General features: G+C 62.5%; 22 protein-coding genes and 2 tRNA genes. 6 read left to right on the top strand and 18 right to left on the bottom strand.

Going from position 1 to position 17,168, the window contains the following annotated elements:
- The coding region (locus tag PHP59_RS06590) for a transposase (protein WP_300165268.1) at positions 1-1,082 on the bottom strand (1,082 nt) is incomplete at its 3' end.
- A gap of 195 nt (positions 1,083-1,277) precedes the next feature.
- Between PHP59_RS06590 and PHP59_RS06585 the strand changes: the two genes are divergently transcribed.
- Together PHP59_RS06585 and PHP59_RS12690 are read left to right on the top strand one after the other, a co-directional pair.
- Positions 1,278-1,685 (top strand): nucleotidyltransferase family protein, encoded by a 408-nt coding sequence (locus PHP59_RS06585; protein WP_366943736.1) that lies wholly within the window; start codon positions 1,278-1,280, stop codon positions 1,683-1,685.
- A 66-nt stretch (positions 1,686-1,751) separates the two neighbouring features.
- Positions 1,752-1,928 (top strand): hypothetical protein, encoded by a 177-nt coding sequence (locus tag PHP59_RS12690; RefSeq protein WP_366943735.1) that lies wholly within the window; start codon positions 1,752-1,754, stop codon positions 1,926-1,928.
- 369 nt (positions 1,929-2,297) lie between these two features.
- Here PHP59_RS12690 and PHP59_RS06580 read toward each other — a convergent pair whose 3' ends face one another.
- From PHP59_RS06580 to PHP59_RS06560, 5 genes are all read right to left on the bottom strand, one after another.
- Positions 2,298-2,744 carry a HepT-like ribonuclease domain-containing protein gene (locus tag PHP59_RS06580; protein WP_300165266.1) on the bottom strand — a complete coding sequence of 149 codons (447 nt, stop codon included), beginning with the start codon at positions 2,742-2,744 and terminating at the stop codon, positions 2,298-2,300.
- A gap of 88 nt (positions 2,745-2,832) precedes the next feature.
- Positions 2,833-4,152: an SLATT domain-containing protein gene (locus tag PHP59_RS06575; RefSeq protein WP_300165264.1), complete on the bottom strand. Its 1,320-nt coding sequence runs from the start codon at positions 4,150-4,152 to the stop codon at positions 2,833-2,835.
- A 1-nt stretch (position 4,153) separates the two neighbouring features.
- Positions 4,154-4,714 carry a HEAT repeat domain-containing protein gene (locus PHP59_RS06570; protein WP_300165262.1) on the bottom strand — a complete coding sequence of 187 codons (561 nt, stop codon included), beginning with the start codon at positions 4,712-4,714 and terminating at the stop codon, positions 4,154-4,156.
- Positions 4,715-4,786: 72 nt separating this feature from the next.
- Positions 4,787-4,859: transfer RNA gene (locus PHP59_RS06565), tRNA-Asp, on the bottom strand.
- 11 nt (positions 4,860-4,870) lie between these two features.
- A tRNA-Tyr gene (locus tag PHP59_RS06560) sits at positions 4,871-4,977 on the bottom strand.
- Positions 4,978-5,117: 140 nt separating this feature from the next.
- On the opposite strand from PHP59_RS06560, the gene PHP59_RS06555 reads away from it, so the two are divergent.
- Positions 5,118-6,647: a 2-isopropylmalate synthase gene (locus tag PHP59_RS06555; RefSeq protein ID WP_300165271.1), complete on the top strand. Its 1,530-nt coding sequence runs from the start codon at positions 5,118-5,120 to the stop codon at positions 6,645-6,647.
- 416 nt (positions 6,648-7,063) lie between these two features.
- Here PHP59_RS06555 and PHP59_RS06550 read toward each other — a convergent pair whose 3' ends face one another.
- The 12 genes from PHP59_RS06550 to PHP59_RS06495 form a co-directional block, all read right to left on the bottom strand.
- Complete coding sequence (locus tag PHP59_RS06550; protein WP_300165261.1) at positions 7,064-7,426, bottom strand: prefoldin subunit beta; 363 nt, start codon at positions 7,424-7,426, stop codon at positions 7,064-7,066.
- Complete coding sequence (locus PHP59_RS06545) at positions 7,419-7,661, bottom strand: KEOPS complex subunit Pcc1 (RefSeq protein WP_300165259.1); 243 nt, start codon at positions 7,659-7,661, stop codon at positions 7,419-7,421. The genes PHP59_RS06550 and PHP59_RS06545 overlap by 8 nt, the downstream gene beginning before the upstream one ends.
- A complete protein-coding gene (locus tag PHP59_RS06540; RefSeq protein ID WP_300165257.1) occupies positions 7,654-8,052 on the bottom strand; it encodes a hypothetical protein in 399 nt (132 codons plus the stop codon). Before PHP59_RS06540 ends, PHP59_RS06545 begins: the two co-directional genes overlap by 8 nt.
- Positions 8,049-8,183 (bottom strand): DNA-directed RNA polymerase subunit P, encoded by a 135-nt coding sequence (locus PHP59_RS06535; RefSeq protein ID WP_083523466.1) that lies wholly within the window; start codon positions 8,181-8,183, stop codon positions 8,049-8,051. Before PHP59_RS06535 ends, PHP59_RS06540 begins: the two co-directional genes overlap by 4 nt.
- Positions 8,184-8,188: 5 nt before the next feature.
- Positions 8,189-8,479 (bottom strand): 50S ribosomal protein L37ae, encoded by a 291-nt coding sequence (locus PHP59_RS06530; protein WP_300165255.1) that lies wholly within the window; start codon positions 8,477-8,479, stop codon positions 8,189-8,191.
- A gap of 43 nt (positions 8,480-8,522) precedes the next feature.
- Entirely contained in the window at positions 8,523-9,227 is a 705-nt protein-coding gene (locus PHP59_RS06525) for a ribosome assembly factor SBDS (protein ID WP_300165253.1), read from the bottom strand.
- A 7-nt stretch (positions 9,228-9,234) separates the two neighbouring features.
- Positions 9,235-9,984: an archaeal proteasome endopeptidase complex subunit alpha gene (gene psmA / locus PHP59_RS06520; RefSeq protein WP_067052400.1), complete on the bottom strand. Its 750-nt coding sequence runs from the start codon at positions 9,982-9,984 to the stop codon at positions 9,235-9,237.
- Positions 9,984-10,466 (bottom strand): Rpp14/Pop5 family protein, encoded by a 483-nt coding sequence (locus tag PHP59_RS06515; RefSeq protein ID WP_300165250.1) that lies wholly within the window; start codon positions 10,464-10,466, stop codon positions 9,984-9,986. Before PHP59_RS06515 ends, psmA begins: the two co-directional genes overlap by 1 nt.
- Positions 10,463-11,098 (bottom strand): RNase P subunit p30 family protein, encoded by a 636-nt coding sequence (locus PHP59_RS06510; RefSeq protein ID WP_300165248.1) that lies wholly within the window; start codon positions 11,096-11,098, stop codon positions 10,463-10,465. Before PHP59_RS06510 ends, PHP59_RS06515 begins: the two co-directional genes overlap by 4 nt.
- A 28-nt stretch (positions 11,099-11,126) precedes the next feature.
- Positions 11,127-11,717 carry a 50S ribosomal protein L15e gene (locus PHP59_RS06505; protein ID WP_300165246.1) on the bottom strand — a complete coding sequence of 197 codons (591 nt, stop codon included), beginning with the start codon at positions 11,715-11,717 and terminating at the stop codon, positions 11,127-11,129.
- 642 nt (positions 11,718-12,359) lie between these two features.
- Entirely contained in the window at positions 12,360-12,830 is a 471-nt protein-coding gene (gene moaC, locus PHP59_RS06500; RefSeq protein WP_300165244.1) for a cyclic pyranopterin monophosphate synthase MoaC, read from the bottom strand.
- Positions 12,823-14,208 carry an NAD(P)H-hydrate dehydratase gene (locus tag PHP59_RS06495; protein WP_300165242.1) on the bottom strand — a complete coding sequence of 462 codons (1,386 nt, stop codon included), beginning with the start codon at positions 14,206-14,208 and terminating at the stop codon, positions 12,823-12,825. Before PHP59_RS06495 ends, moaC begins: the two co-directional genes overlap by 8 nt.
- 507 nt (positions 14,209-14,715) lie before the next feature.
- Here PHP59_RS06495 and PHP59_RS06490 point away from each other — a divergent pair.
- The 3 genes from PHP59_RS06490 to PHP59_RS06480 form a co-directional block, all read left to right on the top strand.
- A complete protein-coding gene (locus PHP59_RS06490; protein ID WP_300165241.1) occupies positions 14,716-15,363 on the top strand; it encodes a TasA family protein in 648 nt (215 codons plus the stop codon).
- Between the two features lie 46 nt (positions 15,364-15,409).
- Complete coding sequence (locus tag PHP59_RS06485) at positions 15,410-15,901, top strand: signal peptidase I (RefSeq protein WP_300165239.1); 492 nt, start codon at positions 15,410-15,412, stop codon at positions 15,899-15,901.
- 11 nt (positions 15,902-15,912) lie between these two features.
- The coding region (locus PHP59_RS06480; RefSeq protein WP_300165237.1) for a hypothetical protein at positions 15,913-17,168 on the top strand (1,256 nt) is incomplete at its 3' end.

Below are 17,168 nucleotides of genomic sequence, written 5' to 3'. Positions count from 1 at the left end.
ATGTTCCGAGCACCGATAAGGTCGGCATGGAGCGAATGCCCGCAACATTCGCAGACAAACGATTTCCTGTGTCGGTTGTTCTTGCTGATATGGTTGCACCGAGGACAAGTCTGGGAGGTATATGCCGGATCAACATAGACCGTCGATATACCTTTCTCGCGTGCCTTGTACTCGATGAAGGACTGAAGTTCAAAGAACGCCCAGGAATGATGGGTGTATCGCCTCCCTTTCGAGGTTTCTGTCCGATCCCTGATCCCGGTAAGGTCCTCCAGCCCGATCACATCAACCTTGTTCTGAACGGCAAAACGAACGATCTCCTTCGAGACGCGGTGGTTCATATCAGTCATAAGCCGTCTCTCCCGGCCAGAGAGGTGCTTCAGCATCCTCTTTGCCGACCGGGTGCCCTTTGACTGCAACCGTTTCCGCATAGTAGAAGAGATGTTTCGGAGATCCTTCGCTTTCCCGCCACAGAAGAACCGACATTTCTTGTCGGTTGTCGAGGCAACAGCAAGGAAGTTCTGGCCTACGTCTACCCCCATGAAAGTCGAAGACTCCGTGACTTTACGGGTTTCTACGTCCTTTTCACAACAGAGGTGGAAGTAATATGTCCCGCCCTGATGTTTCACCAGTTTTGACGCGCCAAACTTCCATGATCCGTCGAGATACTGCTCCATGTGAGGATACCGGAAGAACCGATACTTCCGTCTCCCCTCGATGGTCGTAAGCCCGATCTCATCCCCGTCAAGGGAGAAGTCCCGCCCGAAGGAGAAGGTCATGGAGGTGGGAGCGTACGTGATCTGCTGCCACTCCGTCTTTTTCGCTTTGACCTGCTCCTGGAGTGTCCGGTAAGTTCCCGTGACCTGCCGGACGACATTGCAGGACATCTGGGACTTGAGACCGATCTGCTCCCGGAGAGCAGGATAGACGATCTTCTGGAGGGCGGCAGAACCCTTCGGTTTCCCGAGTTTGTACACAACCGCAGAGACGTAGTTCATCCCATCGGTGTAGGTCTGTACCGTCCGGTCAAGAAGATCGGAGTCAGGACAGTCCGTCTTGAGGATGACGGTCTTTGTGGGGAGCACAGAGATATGTTTCACGCAAAAATATTTATGGTCATACTTGTGAACCGAAATTCCTCCCCGCACCTGTTGGACGGGGACTCCTTGCGGAGTTAGTTGAACGTGGTCGTATGAGGCAAAGATTTCTTCGCATGGGACAACCGCAGGCAATGACCCGGGACACCGCTTTCGCATCAGATCACACCACATATTTTACCTGTGCCGAAGGGGTCTCCTTCCTCTATCCAGGTATTCCCCGGAGAGTGCCGCGGTGCGGGCACCTATATATACCGCAATCCCCAGGATCCTCTCGATAGGCGTGACCGCTCACCTCCAGACCAACGAACTCAGGCAACTGCAGGAGCGATCAGCCTGGATCCGGGGGCGTTTCGGAGTCGTACGGACAGGCATATTCGGATCCGTCGCGAGGGGGAAGAGACCCCGACGAGCGACATCGACATTCTCGTCGAATTCGCACCGGAACAGGCCACGTTCCAGAACTTCATGGACCTCATCGCATACCTCGAAGATCTCTTCGGCAGGCGGGTGGACCCGGTCACCACCGGCGGGATCGACCCCTATCTCCGTTCGTACATCAAAGGCGAGGCGGTCTGGTGTGAAGCGTGAAGGAATCTTCCTCCACCATATCACGGACTGGAGGAGTAGTGCGGCGCCATCACCTATGACGACCTCGTGCAGGACGAGGTGCTGAAACGATCCGTCCTCCGGAGTATCGAGGTGATCGGTGAGGCGACAAAGAACCTCCCGCCCGCCTCAGGGAGAAGATCCCGGGGTTCTGGAGGCCGCGCCACCGGCGTGATTCATGGAGGAAGGCGGGCCGATCAGATGTGCCGCCCCCATAGGGAATAAAGAGTGTTTCCTTGCTCTCTCCCGCCGGGGGAGACCCCCCAGAATAAGATAGGGGCAGGGCAGCAGCAATCTCTCGAACAACATCGTACGTCAAAAATTTCTTCCGGTCACATATCAAGGATGGAGAGTTTTGGGATGACCTCCATGCGTACTTCAGTGTGGACCGGGAGATCGTCCGGGATGTTCTGACCCACGAGATCCCGGCGCAGAAACCCCTGATCCATGCGTTGCTCGATCGGACAGAGGAGAGCAGCGGTTGAAAAAAAGGATCTGTATATTCTTTTCAGGCAATACCAGAGCCTCGGCACCCTTCACCAGGAGTTCACTCGATGCAAAACATACGCTTGGTACAGCGATAGAAGAGAAAAATTATCGAGCGGCGTCACTATCGAGCATCTCCCTGACAGCACGCTGGAGTTCGGGGAGTTTATTCCTGACGATGTCCCACACGATTTCGGTATGAACTTCGAAATAAGCGTGGATGAGAATATCCCGCAGTCCTGCAATTATTCTCCAGGAAATATCGGCACGCCTTTCTTTGAGCGGTTCGGGAATGAGTTTGACGGCCTCACCAATGACCATGAGGTTTCTGATCACCGCGTCCTGTACGAGATCGTTTTCATCGAACTCTGCATATGACATTTCCGGAGTATACCGCTGAATCCTTTCAAACTCGACGAGAATATCGATATCACTATCCGCACGCTCTTCACCTCGTACGAAGGACCCAAAGACCTCGATCCGCCGAACACCAAGACTCATGATCCGCATTCGGTGATCAGCCAGGGTATCAACGATACTCTCAACCGCAGGCATGCCGCACCATACCTCTGTCACTCACAGATCGGATAACGCTTTTCTCGCCGGTGCAGGACCTTCCGGTCGCAAGCCCCATACCACGCGGTCACGGCGTCTCCAGTTCCCTGAACCTGAAGGCGACCCGCCACTCCTGCTGCTCCCGCAGCATCATCTCGTTCGCCTCGGCGAGGAGGGCGCAGAGGGCCGGCATGTCCCCGGCCCGCCTGATCCGCAGGGAGAGGGCCGAGAGGTGGCGGAGCATGCGGGAAGCCCTCTCGGCCATCGGGCGATACTCCTGCTGGGTCCGGATCGCGGCGAGGCCGGCCGCCACCGCAGGGAGGACGATGGTCAGGGTGGTGGTGTAGGGGTGGCCGACACCCGAGGCATGGGCCGCGGCCGCGATCAGGGTGGCGATGAAGAAGATCTCCCCGGCATAGAGGAGGTCCTCGTGCCGCCGCCGGTTTTTCTGCGCCTTCTGCGCGTACCAGTCGATCTGCCGGGCGAGCCAGGCCTCCAGGAGGAAGGCCTTCAGGGGCTCGAAAGGCATCGCGAGTGAGCAGTACTCCTGCGGCCTCGACTCGACCAGACTCTCGAAGGCCCGGGAGAGCCAGTCGTCGGCATGGGGAGAGAGAGTGAGGGGCGGGCGGTCGGGGAGCTCGCAGGTGATGCAGACAAAACAGAGGAAGATCGCCGACCGGATCCTCTCTGCAAGGAAGCGGTAGTCGAGCCACCTGCGGTGCCAGTCCAGGGTCCGGCCAGCGATGAGGAGGAGGAGGACGCAGGCGATCGCCGCCACCTCCAGCCAGACCAGGGCCGGCCAGGCAGGGAGGAGGAGGGCCTGAACCGCGACGACGGCGATCGCGGCAGAGGAGAGGGCGTACACTGCACTGCCGGCCAGCCGGTGGCGGCTGCCATAGTGGTCGGCGAGGATGCGGGTGCGGGCATAGTACGGGAGGAGGGACCCTGCCACCTCGTCAAGGAGGGCCGGGTCCAGGCCCGCAGCCAGCAGGGCCGCCCTGTAAGCACTCTCGTGGCCGGCCACCTTTACCCTGACCCGCGCCGGGTCCACACTCTCGCCATTGTAGGTGTCAAAGAAGCGGAGGGTCTCGAGGATGTGGTCGGCATGGTGCTCCGCGGTGACCGCACCCGTCGGGGTAACGAAAAAGAATGTCCTGCCCGCGGCGCGGGCCACCGCCACAGCGTCATCGGTGAAGGCGACAAGGAGGTCGCAGGCCTCGACCACCTCCACGGCAGACCCGACGGTGCGGAGGTCGGCGATGCCGGTGACCCTCACCCCGGTGGTCACGGCCAGATAGGTGTGCGGCGTGCTGGCAAGGATGCGGTCCAGGTACGCGAGCACAGGCGCGGGGTCGCCCTCCCCTGCCACCCCGACGCGGACCACCAGGGGGAGGGGAGGGACGTCCATATCACGGCCGCCCGAGGGCGTCCCTGATCGCCCGGCGCACCGCACCCGAGGGTTCGGCGACGAGGGCCGCCTCCAGGGCCTCGTCCGCGCCCCCAACACGCCCCAGGGCAAAAGCCGCCGCCTTCCTGGCCGGGGGGTTCGGGTCTGAGAGGAGGGGGAGGAGGGCGTCACGCGCCGCCGGGTCCGCGATCAGGCCAAGGGCCTTTGCCGTCATATAGCGCACATGATCCTTCTCGTCGCGGAGGGCCCGCACGAGGGGCCCGACGGCCCGGCGGTCGCCGATGCGGCCAAGCCCTTCAGCGGCGCGGTACCGGACCCGCCACGCAGGGTTCTGCAGGGCGCGGACCAGGGGGAGGACGGCACCCTGTGCCACCAGACCCTCCATCGCCCGTGCCCGCACCCCTTTGTCGGCGTCGCCGAGGGCCAGGACGAGCGCAGCCGGATCGTCCCCGGTCTTCCCGATCAGGATCGCGGCCATGCCCCTGATGCGGGCCTCTTCGGCCCCGGAAAGGGCAAGGCGGAGACCTTCCTCTGCATCGTCGACCGTGTACTCATGCTCCATGGAGAGACACTTCGCGGTCAGGAGTAAAAAATACACCCCGGCGTCGGGGAATGACGACAGAAAAAGGGAAAACGCCCAGGACGGAATTCGAATCCGTGTCGATGCCGTGACAGGGCATCATGATAGGCCTCTACACTACCTGGGCACATTGCGATATCCCGCCTCCCGGAGTCGAACCGGGGACATCGCGGTAGCCGCGCGGTTACCGAGCGTCGGTAAACCAAACTACAGCCGCGCACTCTACCAGTCTGAGTTAAGGCGGGTATTGCGTTATATAGGTGGGTCTAGCCGGTTATTAAAGATATCGGTGCCTCCTGACGCCCCGGGAGACACCTATATATATCACAGTGTCCACTTCTGTGTATGTCTCGCATCAACGCAGACACACAGATGACAAGGGGGTATCGTTTTCTTTACCCCTGGGAATGCACGTAAGAACATCACTCTTTTCGACACCACGCTCAGGGACGGCGAACAAACGCCGGGCGTGTCCTTTGCCGTTGACCAGAAGGTCGAGATTGCACGCCAGCTCGCCGCAATCGGAGTCGGCACCATCGAGGCCGGTTTCCCTGCATCCTCCGCGGAGGAGAGGGAGGCCGTGCAGGCGGTCGCCAGGGCCGTCGACTCTGCCCGGATCTGCGGCCTCGCCCGGATGAGGAGGGACGACGTGGACGCCTGCACCGCGTGCGGCGTCGGCATGGTCCATGTCTTCATCCCGACCTCAGACATCCAGCGGGAGTACACGATCAAAAAGAGCAGGCAGGAGGTGCTCGACGCCACCGCGGAGGTCGTCGCCTATGCCAGGGAGCAGGTGCCGCACGTCCTCTTCTCCGCGATGGACGCCACCAGGACCGACCGGGACTACCTGGCCGAGGTCTGTCTGGCGGCCGTGGACGCGGGGGCGACGACCGTGAACATCCCGGACACCGTCGGCGTCATGACGCCGACCGCGATGAAGGAGTTGATCGCCTGGGCCGTGAAGGAAGTGAAGGCGCCGATCGACGTCCACTGCCACAACGACTTCGGCCTCGCGGTCGCAAACACCCTCGCCGCGGTCGAAGCCGGGGCCGCGCAGGTCCAGGTCACCGTCAATGGCATGGGCGAACGGGCCGGCAACGCCGACCTCGCAGAGACCGCGATGGCCCTGGAGGCGATCTACGGCATCGAGACAGGCGTCGTCTCCAACCGCCTCCTGGAGACCTCGCGTCTCGTCTCACGGTACGCCGGGATCAGCATCCCGCCGGGCCAGCCCGTCGTCGGCGAGAACGCCTTCGCCCATGAGAGCGGCATCCATGCCCACGGCATCATCGAGCACCCGGACACCTTCGAGCCGGGCATCATGACCCCGGAGATGGTCGGCCACCGGCGGCGCCTGAAGCTCGGCAAACATGCGGGCAGGCACGCCGTCCGCCAGATGCTCGCCGACGTCCACATGCAGCCTGACGACGCCGCGCTCGACCAGGTCCTGGCGAAGATGAAGGCGATCGCCAGCCGGGGCCGCCGGGTCACCGACGCCGACCTGTATGCGATCGCCGAGGAGGTCATGGGCATGGCAGGCGTCACCCCCGCAGTCGGGCTGCGTGACATCGCCGTCTTCACCGGCACCCACTCGATGCCGACCGCCTCTGTCAGCCTCATCGTCGACGGGGCCGAGAAGATCGGGTGCAGCACAGGCAACGGCCCGGTGGACGCCGCCATGAAGGCGATCCTCCGCTGCCTGGACGAGCCCGTCCACCTGAAGGAGTTCGCGGTCGAGTCGATCAGCGGCGGCACAGACGCCATCGGACATGTCACGATCACTGTCGAGGATCGGGCCGGCCACATCTTCGACGCCTCCGCCTCCGCGGACGATATCGTCATCGCCTCCGTCGATGCGATGATCAACGCGATCAACCTGCTGCAGAGGGTGCAGGGCACGAAAACCGGGGAGTGACCTCCCCGGAACGACACTTTTTTTCGGCCGGCAGGGGGTCAGGTTCGGAGTGCGGCATATACAGGGCACTCCGGATTCTGGAGAATTCCGGTTCTGGCGTGCCTGTGACAGGAGGGTGCTTTACCCGGCAGAGAAAAACTATGGTTTTCTCGGAATCACTGATGTTCGTTGCCCAGGGTACAGAATAGGAAGTATGATCTCCTGTTCATTCTTCCCGGGACCAATCCAGAGCGGGGGTCCGGGGGCGCAGTCCCCCGGCCCGTGTTTAGGGGAAGGCAGTGGGTCCACCCTCCATCGCGGAAACGGATCGTATCCCCCAACGGCAGAAAGAGACAACTTCCAGAACCGACGTTCGGGATAAACCAACACCCACAGCGAGCGGGCCTGACAACGAGAAAGAGAAACCAAAAAAAAGATTACGAGGCCTGGGACGGCGCGCCGCCGAGGGCCTGCTTGACCTGGGACTGGAGCTGCTCGAACTTCGTCTGCATCACTTTTTCCTGTTTTTCAAGGGACGCAATCCGCAGCCCGAGGGTCTCGGCCTTCTCCTGCAATTCGGCGAGCACCTTCTCCTTCCCCTTCTGCATCATCACGGTCCCGACATTCACGTACACCGGCGCATCGTCGGCGACCTCCTTCAGCTCCTCCGCCGCGCGGTTCGTCTCCTTCACCGCCATCTCGTACTGGGCCTTCTGCCCGACGATCGTCTGGAGCTGCTGCTGGATCTGCTGCAGCATCGCAAGCTGCTGCTGAACCCTGGGTGAAATATTACTACTCATGCCTGATCATCTCCTGGATTTCGTCAGCCACATTGACCAGCCGAAGCCACATGTTCAGCGCCGCCCGCAGGGCGTGCACGTCCGCCGCCCGCACCATGAGGACAAGGCTGTCGGGGCCGGCGAGGGCGACCTCCTCGTGGGAGCGGGAACCGGCCACCTCCCCGGCCTCCGGGGCGAGGGCGCGGTACAGCAGGGGCGCGGCCGGCGTGTGGAACGTAAAGACCGCCTCATGCATCGGGTGCCACCTCAAGGACGAACCTCTTCTTCTGCTGGCCGTCAAAGATGACTGACGGCACATCGGCCTCGATCTGTTCAGCTACACAGTATCTTTTCAGGACTTCATAAACCGATGGGTCCGCGATCCTGATCGTGTGACTGATCGGTTCGCTCCGCTCAGAGATCGTGACCTTCCTGAGAGCAAACTCATGGGCGACAACCCCCTCCTCCACCACCTGGAGCCTGAGGGCACCGCGTTCCCGGAGAAAGAGTATGACCGACTCGTCGGAAAGGGCCGCAAGGCCGGTCTTCCCGCGGGCCAGGTACCGGGCGCCCGTCGCAAAGGCGAGGTGCCGTGCGAGCGCCCGCAGGTCGTTTGCCGCTTTTCTGGAGGTCGTGACGACAGTCATCGAGCCTTCAGGTCTTTGGTCGCGGCGCCTCTCTCCTTGAACAGGATACGGTGTCCGCAGTAGGGGCACCTGACATTCTGGTCGATTTCGACCTTCTGCTTACACCGCGCACACTTGTACGAGCTGGCCACGGAGCTTACTCCTGGGTCTCGATTGCACGCTCGATCGTCCGCAGGGCTACGCGGAGGGACGGCGTCTGCGGAGCGTACGCGCCGCCTGCAAACTTGAACCCGCACTTGCGGCATTCCCAGATCCCGGTGCCGACACGGTGGACAGACTCGTGGTCACAGCGGGGGCAGGTGTGGGCGGCCTTCTCGACCCTCTCGACATCGACCACACGCTTGCGGATGAACCTGCCGTACCTGCATCCGAACCGCCCGGAACTTCCGGTGACCTTGCCTTTTGCTTTCTGGTTACGCCTCGCCATTCTGGATTACCCCTAATATGCTTATTTAGGTTAGATGTTTTGGTTAATATAGTTGTTCAAGCACCTTGACCTGCCCGTCTCCCTTGGAGAGACGGTTGACCAGAGAGTAGAATTCACTCTGTGTGCCGGCAGGGATCCTGCATACGCAGACCCATGACCCGTCATTCTGCCACTCCTCTCTCTCGACCGTCGTCGCCGTCTGCATCTCGCCATAGGCGCGGGGCGCGTGGTCGGCCGGGATCCGCACCGCGACGCGGAGTTCCTCGAAGCGGATGGGGATGAGAGGGCGGAGAGCCTTCATCGTCTCCTTCACCAGTTCGTCCAGGTGCTTGAAGGGGTCGATGCTCACCCTCGCCTCCTCCATCGCCATCTCGATCCTCTGGGGCGGGTGCGGGAGTTTGGTCTGCGGGTTGACAGCATTACGTGCGATGTACGTGATGACCTGCCGGCGCTTATCCTCGATCAACTGCCGGCGCTGCTCCGAGGTGAGATGGATCTCACCCTTGGTAAGGATCTTTCGTGCGATCGGCTCGAAGTCGGTCGTCCCGAAGGCCTTCACCAGGGACTCGTCAGAGGCGCGTTCCCCATGTGCGAAGTTCTCAAAGACGAAATCGGCAGCGACAAGGTCCTCGATAGGGACGTCTTCACCCTTTCTGGCCTTCATCGCAAGGTCGGGGTCGACCCCGATCTCGAACCGCTCGCCGTGGCTCTCAAGCCGTGCCACAACCGCCCGGTCCAGTGGGATCATACCTCACTCACTCCCCTGAAGGTTCCGCGACACTCTCGAAGTCCATCTGATCGACAAACGACTTCACTTCTGCGGCTTCCATCTTTCGGAAGAACGGGTTTGCGACCTCTATGACACCGATCTCGACGGTCTGGACATCGAACTTCCCTTCGGTCGCCGCATGGAGGGCCTTGAGGCCGAGACGGATCGCGTCGGGGATCGTCATCTCGGGGTTGTACTCCTCCTCGAAGATCTTCATGGCCGCAGGCCGGCCGATGCCGATGCCTGTCGCCTTGTACTCGAGGAGCGTGCCCGACGGGTCGGTCTCGAAGAGGCGAACCTCGCCCTCGAAGATGCCCGCGATCAGCAGGGCCGTGCCGTACGGGCGGGCGCCGCCGAACTGGGTGTACACCTGCATGTGGTCGCAGATCTTCTTTGCCAGGGTCTCGACATCGATCGACTCGTCGTAGGTCACCCTGTTGATCTGTGCCTCGACCCGCGCCCTTTCCACAAGGAGGCGGGCGTCGCCGACAAGGCCTGAGGATGCGACACCGATGTGATCGTCGATCAGGTAGATCTTCTCGATCGACGAGGATTCAAGGAGGCGGGACGATACCCGCTTGTCGACAAGAAGGATCACACCTTCCCTGCACTTGATCCCGACTGCAGTGGTCCCCCGCTTCACTGCCTCGCGTGCGTACTCTACCTGGTAGAGACGGCCGTCCGGGCTGAAGACCGTGATCGCCCGGTCATATCCCATCTGATATTGTGGTTGCATTAGATCTCCTCTCTTTCATGATCTGTCAAAAAGACTCTGCTCTGCTTTTTAATACCCTCTTGTAGTACATCAACCTTGTGCCGTCCGTACCTGAAGGCGGGCGACTCCTTTTCCCCGTAGGTGACCGATTCCGGCCCCTTCCGGGGACCCCCCTCCAGAAGTCGCCTCTTGAGCGCGGCGATCGTCCCGGAAACCGCCACTGTCCGGAGGGCGATTTTCGCGTCCCCGACCGCGGTGACGGTCGAGCACGCGACGGCGAGGTCGCCTTCTGTCCCCCGCTGACAGCGGAGGATGGCGTGCTCCCCCTCGCGGGAGAGGACGGCAGGCTGGATCACGGCGGCACGGGCGTCGCCGAACAGGGAGGTCACCGCATCGGCGATAGCCAGGTACAGCGCCTTTTCCCCGGTCTCCTGCCAGGGCGGGAAGACCCGCACGAGCAGGTACCTCCTCTTCGTCCTGAGGGTCGGCGGCCGCACCTTCATTCGACCACCTGCACCGGTTCGGGGCGTTCCATCAGCCTGTCGAGGGAAGATAGGGCGGAAAGGGTCTCGGCCTCCTCCATCCCGAAAAGTGAGCAGAGGCCGACGGCCTCGCGCACGCTCCGCAGGTTGAGGGCAGACCTGGCATTGCTTGCGACGGTGAGGGGAAAGCCGTAGTGGCGCTGGAGGACGAGGACGTCCGCGTAACGCTGGAACACCCGCTGCCTCTCCCGGCCCCGCAGGCAGATGACCGGCGCAAGGTCGATCTCGACGGCGACGCCGTTTTCAGCAGCAGTCCGTGCGGCGACGTGGTCGAAAGCATGTTTCCCGGCACGGCTAAGACCTCTCAGCACATGAACCCCGCCAAGGGAAACGGCCGACCTGTTGAAGCCTTCTTCGCCTGCTTCGACCATCACAAGAGCCCCGGCAGGGGCGCGGCGCACCCCCCGCGTCAGGTCCCTGACATGTGCAGCCGCGATCACGATGCCCGGGATCACCTGCACGCCAAAGAACTCGCCGTTCCCGTCGGTCGAAACGATCCGGTCAAAACCGCAGTCCCGTGCTTCGAGAGCCATGCGAGGGAGGGTCGTGTCGCCGTCAGGATAGGGATGCACGCAGGCATCGGTGTACGCCATTGGTGCACTCCAAAAAATAAGGGGATGGTTACTTTCCTTTGTTCGCGTTGGACCGGATGCTCGGGCGGGTCTTCTCGGTGCCAGTGCCCTTGTGCCTCTGGCCACGGCCCTTTCTTCCGGCCATCGTCTTGCCGCGCTCGGCACGGCCGCGCTGGTTCGCCTGACCGATCCATGCGAGCTGCGGGTCGCTCATCACGGACGGGTGGCTACCGTCGACGAGGATGATCTCGTACCACTTGTTGCGGCCGTCTTCGCCGACCCAGTACGAATTGAGGACTTCCATGTTCCGGTACTTCTTGGAGGCACGCTCCTCGGCGATCCGCTGGATGCTCTTGCCAGCGGTGATCCGGCGCATACCCATCCGGGCGGTCCTGCGACCGCGGATGTACCTCGACTTCCTCCTGCCGCCCCTGCGGACGCGTGCCCGCACGACGATGACACCCTGCTTGGCCTTGTAGCCGAGGGAGTGTGCACGGTCGATCCTGGTCGGGCGAGCGAGCCGCACGACTGCACCCTCGCGCCGCCAGACCTGCATCCGCTCCCAGAGGAGCGCCTTGACCTCGGTGGCGTCGGGGTTTCTCCATGCCTCACGAACGTAGGCATACATTGACTTTGCCATTGCAATTCACCTCAGGTTCAGCGCAAATGTTGCGCCACATTCCTTGATGGGATACCTGTACTGGTGGATCCTGCGATATTATTAATATTCGTACAGGACGGAAGAGCGGCAACCCAGAATCGAGAACAAAAAGGTACTCTCCATCTTCTGGATCTTTGTTCACTCTTCCCCGGAGCAAGCCTACGGCGGGGGTCCGGCGTAAATCTCCGGCCCTGATGGTGGAGAAGGATATAGATCGGCACCCTCTTCTGGGGGACTACGCCCCCAGACCCCCGCCATTAGAATAGGACGGGAATGGCAGTCCCGCTCATCAGATCTCCGGCTCGTTCTTCCCCGGCCCAATCCTGAGGGGGGTCTGGGGGTGAAACCCCCGGTCCTGATTATGGGGAAGGTAGTGGATCGGCGTCTCGCGCCGGGGGACTACGCCCCCGGCCCCCCGCTCAAGATAGAGGCAGGATTGCAAAGCCTCCATCCCAGGAATCTGATAATTCTTCCGGGACCAATCCCGAGCGGGGAACGAGCGTCCGCGAGTTCGAGAAAACCGAATTTTTTTCGAGGACCGAACTAAGGGAGGTCAAGAAAGTCGAAGACTTTCGAGGGAGTCCACCAGTGACGATAGGAGGAAGACAGCGGATCAGTGCCTCACACCGCGCCCTTCCTCTTCTCGACGACCCGGATCCCCTCGATCCTGGTGACGGGGTATTGCCCGTCTTTGTCCTTCTCCGCGGACTTCACCATGTCCCAGACGGTGAGGAGAGCGGCCGAAACGCCGGTGAGGGCCTCCATCTCGACGCCGGTCTTGCCGTACGAGCGGACCCTGACCCGTGCGACGATGCAGCCCTCCCCTTCCTCGAAGTCGGTCTCCACACCGCCGAGGGCGAGGGGGTGGCACATCGGGATGATGCGGGAGGTGTCCTTCACCGCCATGGTGGCGGCGACCCGCGCCGTGGCCAGGACATTGCCCTTGATAACGGTCCCGTCGCGGATCGCCGCAAGAGTCTCCTCCCGCAGGTAGATCCGGCCCTCCGCGACCGCTACCCGCACGACATCAGGCTTGTCGGAGACGTCGACCATGCGGGCGCGGTCGTCCGCGATATGGGTGAACTCAACCATACAGTACCTCTGGAATGCGGGCGAGCATTTCTGTTGCGGTCATGCCGGCGTCCCGCCCGGCGGCCGCTGCCTCGCCGGCGAGGCCGTTCGCATATGCCGCGACGCATGCGGCGTCGAAGGCCGGGAGGCGGCAGAAGAGGCCGGCCGCAAGCCCGGCGAGGACGTCGCCTGTCCCGCCGACGGTCATTGCGGGGCAGCCCGTCCTGTTGAAGCGGACCCGCTGGCCGTCAGAGATGATGTCGACGGCACCTTTCAGGAGGACCGCGGCGCCCTCGGGCACGGCCCCGCGCACGGTGCGGGCGCGGTCACGCAAGGACGAGGGGAGAGGGCGGCCGAAGGCCCTGACGAACTCCGCGGCATGGGGGGTGTAGACCGTCTCCGGCCCCGCGGGGAGGGGAGAGCGGAGGGCGTCGGCGTCGAGGACGAGCCTTTTCGCATGCCGGGCGAGGGCCATCACCACGTCGTGGCTCTCCGTGCCGAGGCCGTTCCCACAGAGGACGACGTCGGCCCTCTCCGCGAGGGTGACGAGAGCGGCGAGGTGCTCGTCGCCGATCACCCGACCGAATAGGGGGACGTGGATGAGGTCGGGGTTCTCCACGTACGCGGGGGAGGCGACACGCACGATGTCGGCACCGGCCCTGAGCGCGGCCATGCCGGCGAGGAAGGGGGCGCCCTGGTACGGCCCGCCGCCGACGACGAGCACCTCGCCGCCGGCCCCCTTGTGGGCTGACGGCCCCTTCGGCCGCAGGCAGAGGAGGTCGCCGGGGCCGGTGCAGATCTCGGCTGCAAGGGGGATGCCGATCTCCGCCACCCGGCCGCCCGCCTCCTTCGGGCGGTGGAAGGTGACGATCAGGTCGGCCCGGGCCCCGGGCGTCGGCACGTCGACCGCCACCACGCGGGCCGCGCTCGCGTTCATGAGCCTGACCATCGAGAGCAGGGGCTCCCGCGGCACGCCCTCCGCCCCGGTGCCGAGCATGGCGTCGACGATCAGGTCGGCCCTCGCGAAGAGGGGGGAGAGGGCCTCCACGTCGGCTGGCACGCGCACCTCATGGACGGCGGCCGGGCAGGCCCGGAGGGCGGCGAGCTGGGCGAGGAAATCGGGGGTCGCGGAGCCGTATGCCGGACAGACCACGTCCACCTCAGAGTCCTGGAGGTGGCGGGCGACGACAAGGCCGTCGCCGCCATTGTTCCCCCGCCCGCAGAGGACGAGCACCCGCGACGGCGAGGACTCCCGCACCGCCGCAACGACCGCAAGGCCGGCCGCCTCCATCAACTGGAGACCGGAGACGCCGAGGGCCATGCTGTTCCTGTCCACCGCACGCATCCGCTCGGGCGTGATCACGCCCGTCTCGCAGAACTCCCAGAGATCCTCAAACATCAGATGCCCGGTGGGAGGCGGAGAGATAGAAAGGTTGCGAAGAGGGCGCGAGGGGGGCACGGCCGGCCTCTACGGCGGTACAGATGTGTGGAAATATCTCGTTATGCTATCCCCGCCTTCAGAGAGATCCCCGGATCTGGAGGAGATCCCACAACATACAGGAGCCGGATCGAACAGAGTGACAGGAACCGTGAAAATCGGATTTAAAAAGTATAGTCATCAGATATTAAAATATAAATCCCGATCTGGAGAGAAAAGGCAATGGAGCATATTGTCTGGAAAAATGATCAAAAAACATACGCAAATGCGATCAAAAAACACACATAACGGTGAGATAAAATTCAAAAGAACAAGATATCCCAAATAATAACATCGGCGACATATACAAAATAAAATTAAAATTTGTCCAGCACATGCAATAAGAATAATTAAATATAACATATAATAAATAACGTGGCGCAATATATACTGCACGGCAAAGGTGCAGATCAGGAGGATGGAAAATCCATGAAATCAAAAATTTTGTACGGAGTGATGGGCATCGCCCTGGTGTCGCTCCTCATCGGCGGCGGCACATATGCGTACTTCTCGGACACGGAGACGAGCGAAGGGAACGTCTTCACCGCCGGGACGCTGGACCTGAGCGTGAACGATACTAATCCATGGAGTGTTCCGCTCACCCTCGGGAACATGACCCCCGGTCAGAGTACATCCTTCGGCAGCCTGACCCTCACAAACGTGGGGTCGCTAACGGGCGACCTCTACATGAACATTACAGGTGTTGTAGATGGCGGAGGTCTCGCGGTCTATCCAGCCGCGGGAGGAGTGTCTTCAGAGCCCGAGTACGTGGCCGAAGGGGCGACATGGGATGGCGCTGCCTGGGACGCCACTGGCTGGGCCGCGCAAGACGACATCAGCACCATGTTCACCATCATCTGCAACAACGAAACAGGCGCGGTGTCGGGCATCAACGGTACCCACCTCAGTGACCCGCACACCTACACGCTTATCAAGAATAACCTGACTGCCGGAAGTGGGACTGATCTCTCCCTCAATTTCCACCTTGACCCGGCTGCCGGCAACGAGTACCAGGGCGACAACAGCACCTTCACCATCCAGTTCTACCTGGCGCAGCACGGCCAGATGCCTGTATAATCCGTGAGAGGGGCCATCCGGCCCCCCGAACCTCTTAGGATAGGACATGAAGAAACCCCTTGAACTGCTCGCCGCCATCGCGCTCGTCCTGGTCGCCGCCGCTGCCCTCACCACCCCGGCGATCGGGTGGCACGTCGAGGTCGTCCTCTCCGGGAGCATGGAGCCCGCGATCCCGGTCGGGGGCGTCGTCGTCATCGGCCCGGCATCGCCCGACGACGTCCGGGTCGGCGACGTCATCACCTTCAAGTCAGGGGAGAACCGGGTCACTCACCGGGTGGTCGCCGTCGAGGCGGGATCGCCCGCCCGCTTCCTGACCAAAGGGGACGCCAACGAGGACGCAGACCCGGTCCCGGTCCCCGCGGGGAACGTCGTCGGCAGGGTCCTCTTCTCCCTCCCATTCCTCGGCTACCTCGCCGCCTTCGTCAGGAGCCCGATCGGGTTTGTCCTCACGTTGGTCGTCCCCGGCCTCGTCCTCATCGCCCTGGAGGTGAAGGGGCTCAGGGAGGGGTCGAAGAGCGAGGACAAGGAGGGGGGATAGGCGCCCCCATCATGACCGCACGACGTTTGTTCGTTGTCGCAGCCATTGCAGGCCTGCTTCTGTACCTCGCGGGAGGCATCGGGGTGGCTTCGGCCTTTTTCTCCGACGGGGAGGCAACCGGCAACATCTTCTCCGCCTGGATCCCGGCGTGCTGGGAGACGACCACGCAGGAGGATTTCGAGAGCGGGATCCTGTACCACGTCTCGGTCCTGCCGAACGGCGCGGTGACGATCGCGGCCGGCGGGAGCGGGGACGACGCCGACATGATGCTCTTCTGGGCCAGCGTGGATCCCCCCGACGGTTGGGAGTGTATCTCGGACGAAGAGGGGGATCTGTTCTACGAACGCTTCCCGAGGGGAGCGAACCTCTATCTTCCCTGGGTCCCCTGGTTGGACACGGTCTGGAAGACCGGCGGCACACCGACCCACACGCACGAACCGGCATTGGAGTCACTCAACAGTTCAGGCCCCTCGGCGTGGGAAACCCTGAGGTATAAACCAGGGGGGAAATGGCTATCGCTCCGCGGCAGGGGCCACACGCACCTCACCTTGGGCTCCGAGACCACTGTCTCGGAGGCCTCCCACCTCCCCCCCTATCAGGACCTCCAGATCATCAGGTGCCTGGAAGGTACACCCCTGGCGGTCCCGGCAGGGGCAATCGCCCCCTTCATCTCCGACATCCCGGAGGGCTGGATGCCAGCATACAACGACAACCGGTACCTCAGGGGAGGAAGCGGGACCGGGACCGGCGGCGCACCGACCCACACGCACACCGTGCAGGTGACGACCGGATTCCCCCTGGCAGGTTGGGAAACGATACTCTATGACGACTCCGGCAACGAGACCGTCGTGACCAAATGGGAACACACGCACACTGCTACCGGCGAGACCGCACCCGGGGACAACGAGCCCCCCTTCATCACGGTACAGTTGGGACAGGCCACGGGAGACAGCACTGTCCCGACCGGGATGACCGCCATGTTCAATGCCCTCCCCGGAGACGGATGGAAGGTCCAGGACATCTTCGAGGAGCGCTTCCTCGTGGCGAACTCGACGCCCGGAGTGACCGGGGGCTCGGACGGCACGCACTCCCACCCCGACCTGATGATACCGACCGGGGAGCCGGATCCGACCGCCACCGATCCGATAAAGAGCGGCGACAGTGGGACCGAGGTCGCACGCCCCGGCCACACCCACAACGTCACGATCGGGTTCTGGAGGATGCTCTTCGAAGATCCACGCATCGAAAATCCCCACCTCCCCCCCTA

This window comes from Methanofollis sp. (assembly GCF_028702905.1).
Classification (GTDB): Archaea; Halobacteriota; Methanomicrobia; order Methanomicrobiales; family Methanofollaceae; genus Methanofollis.
Note: the sequence above shows the minus strand (reverse complement) of the source record. Positions and strands in the feature narration are given on the sequence as shown.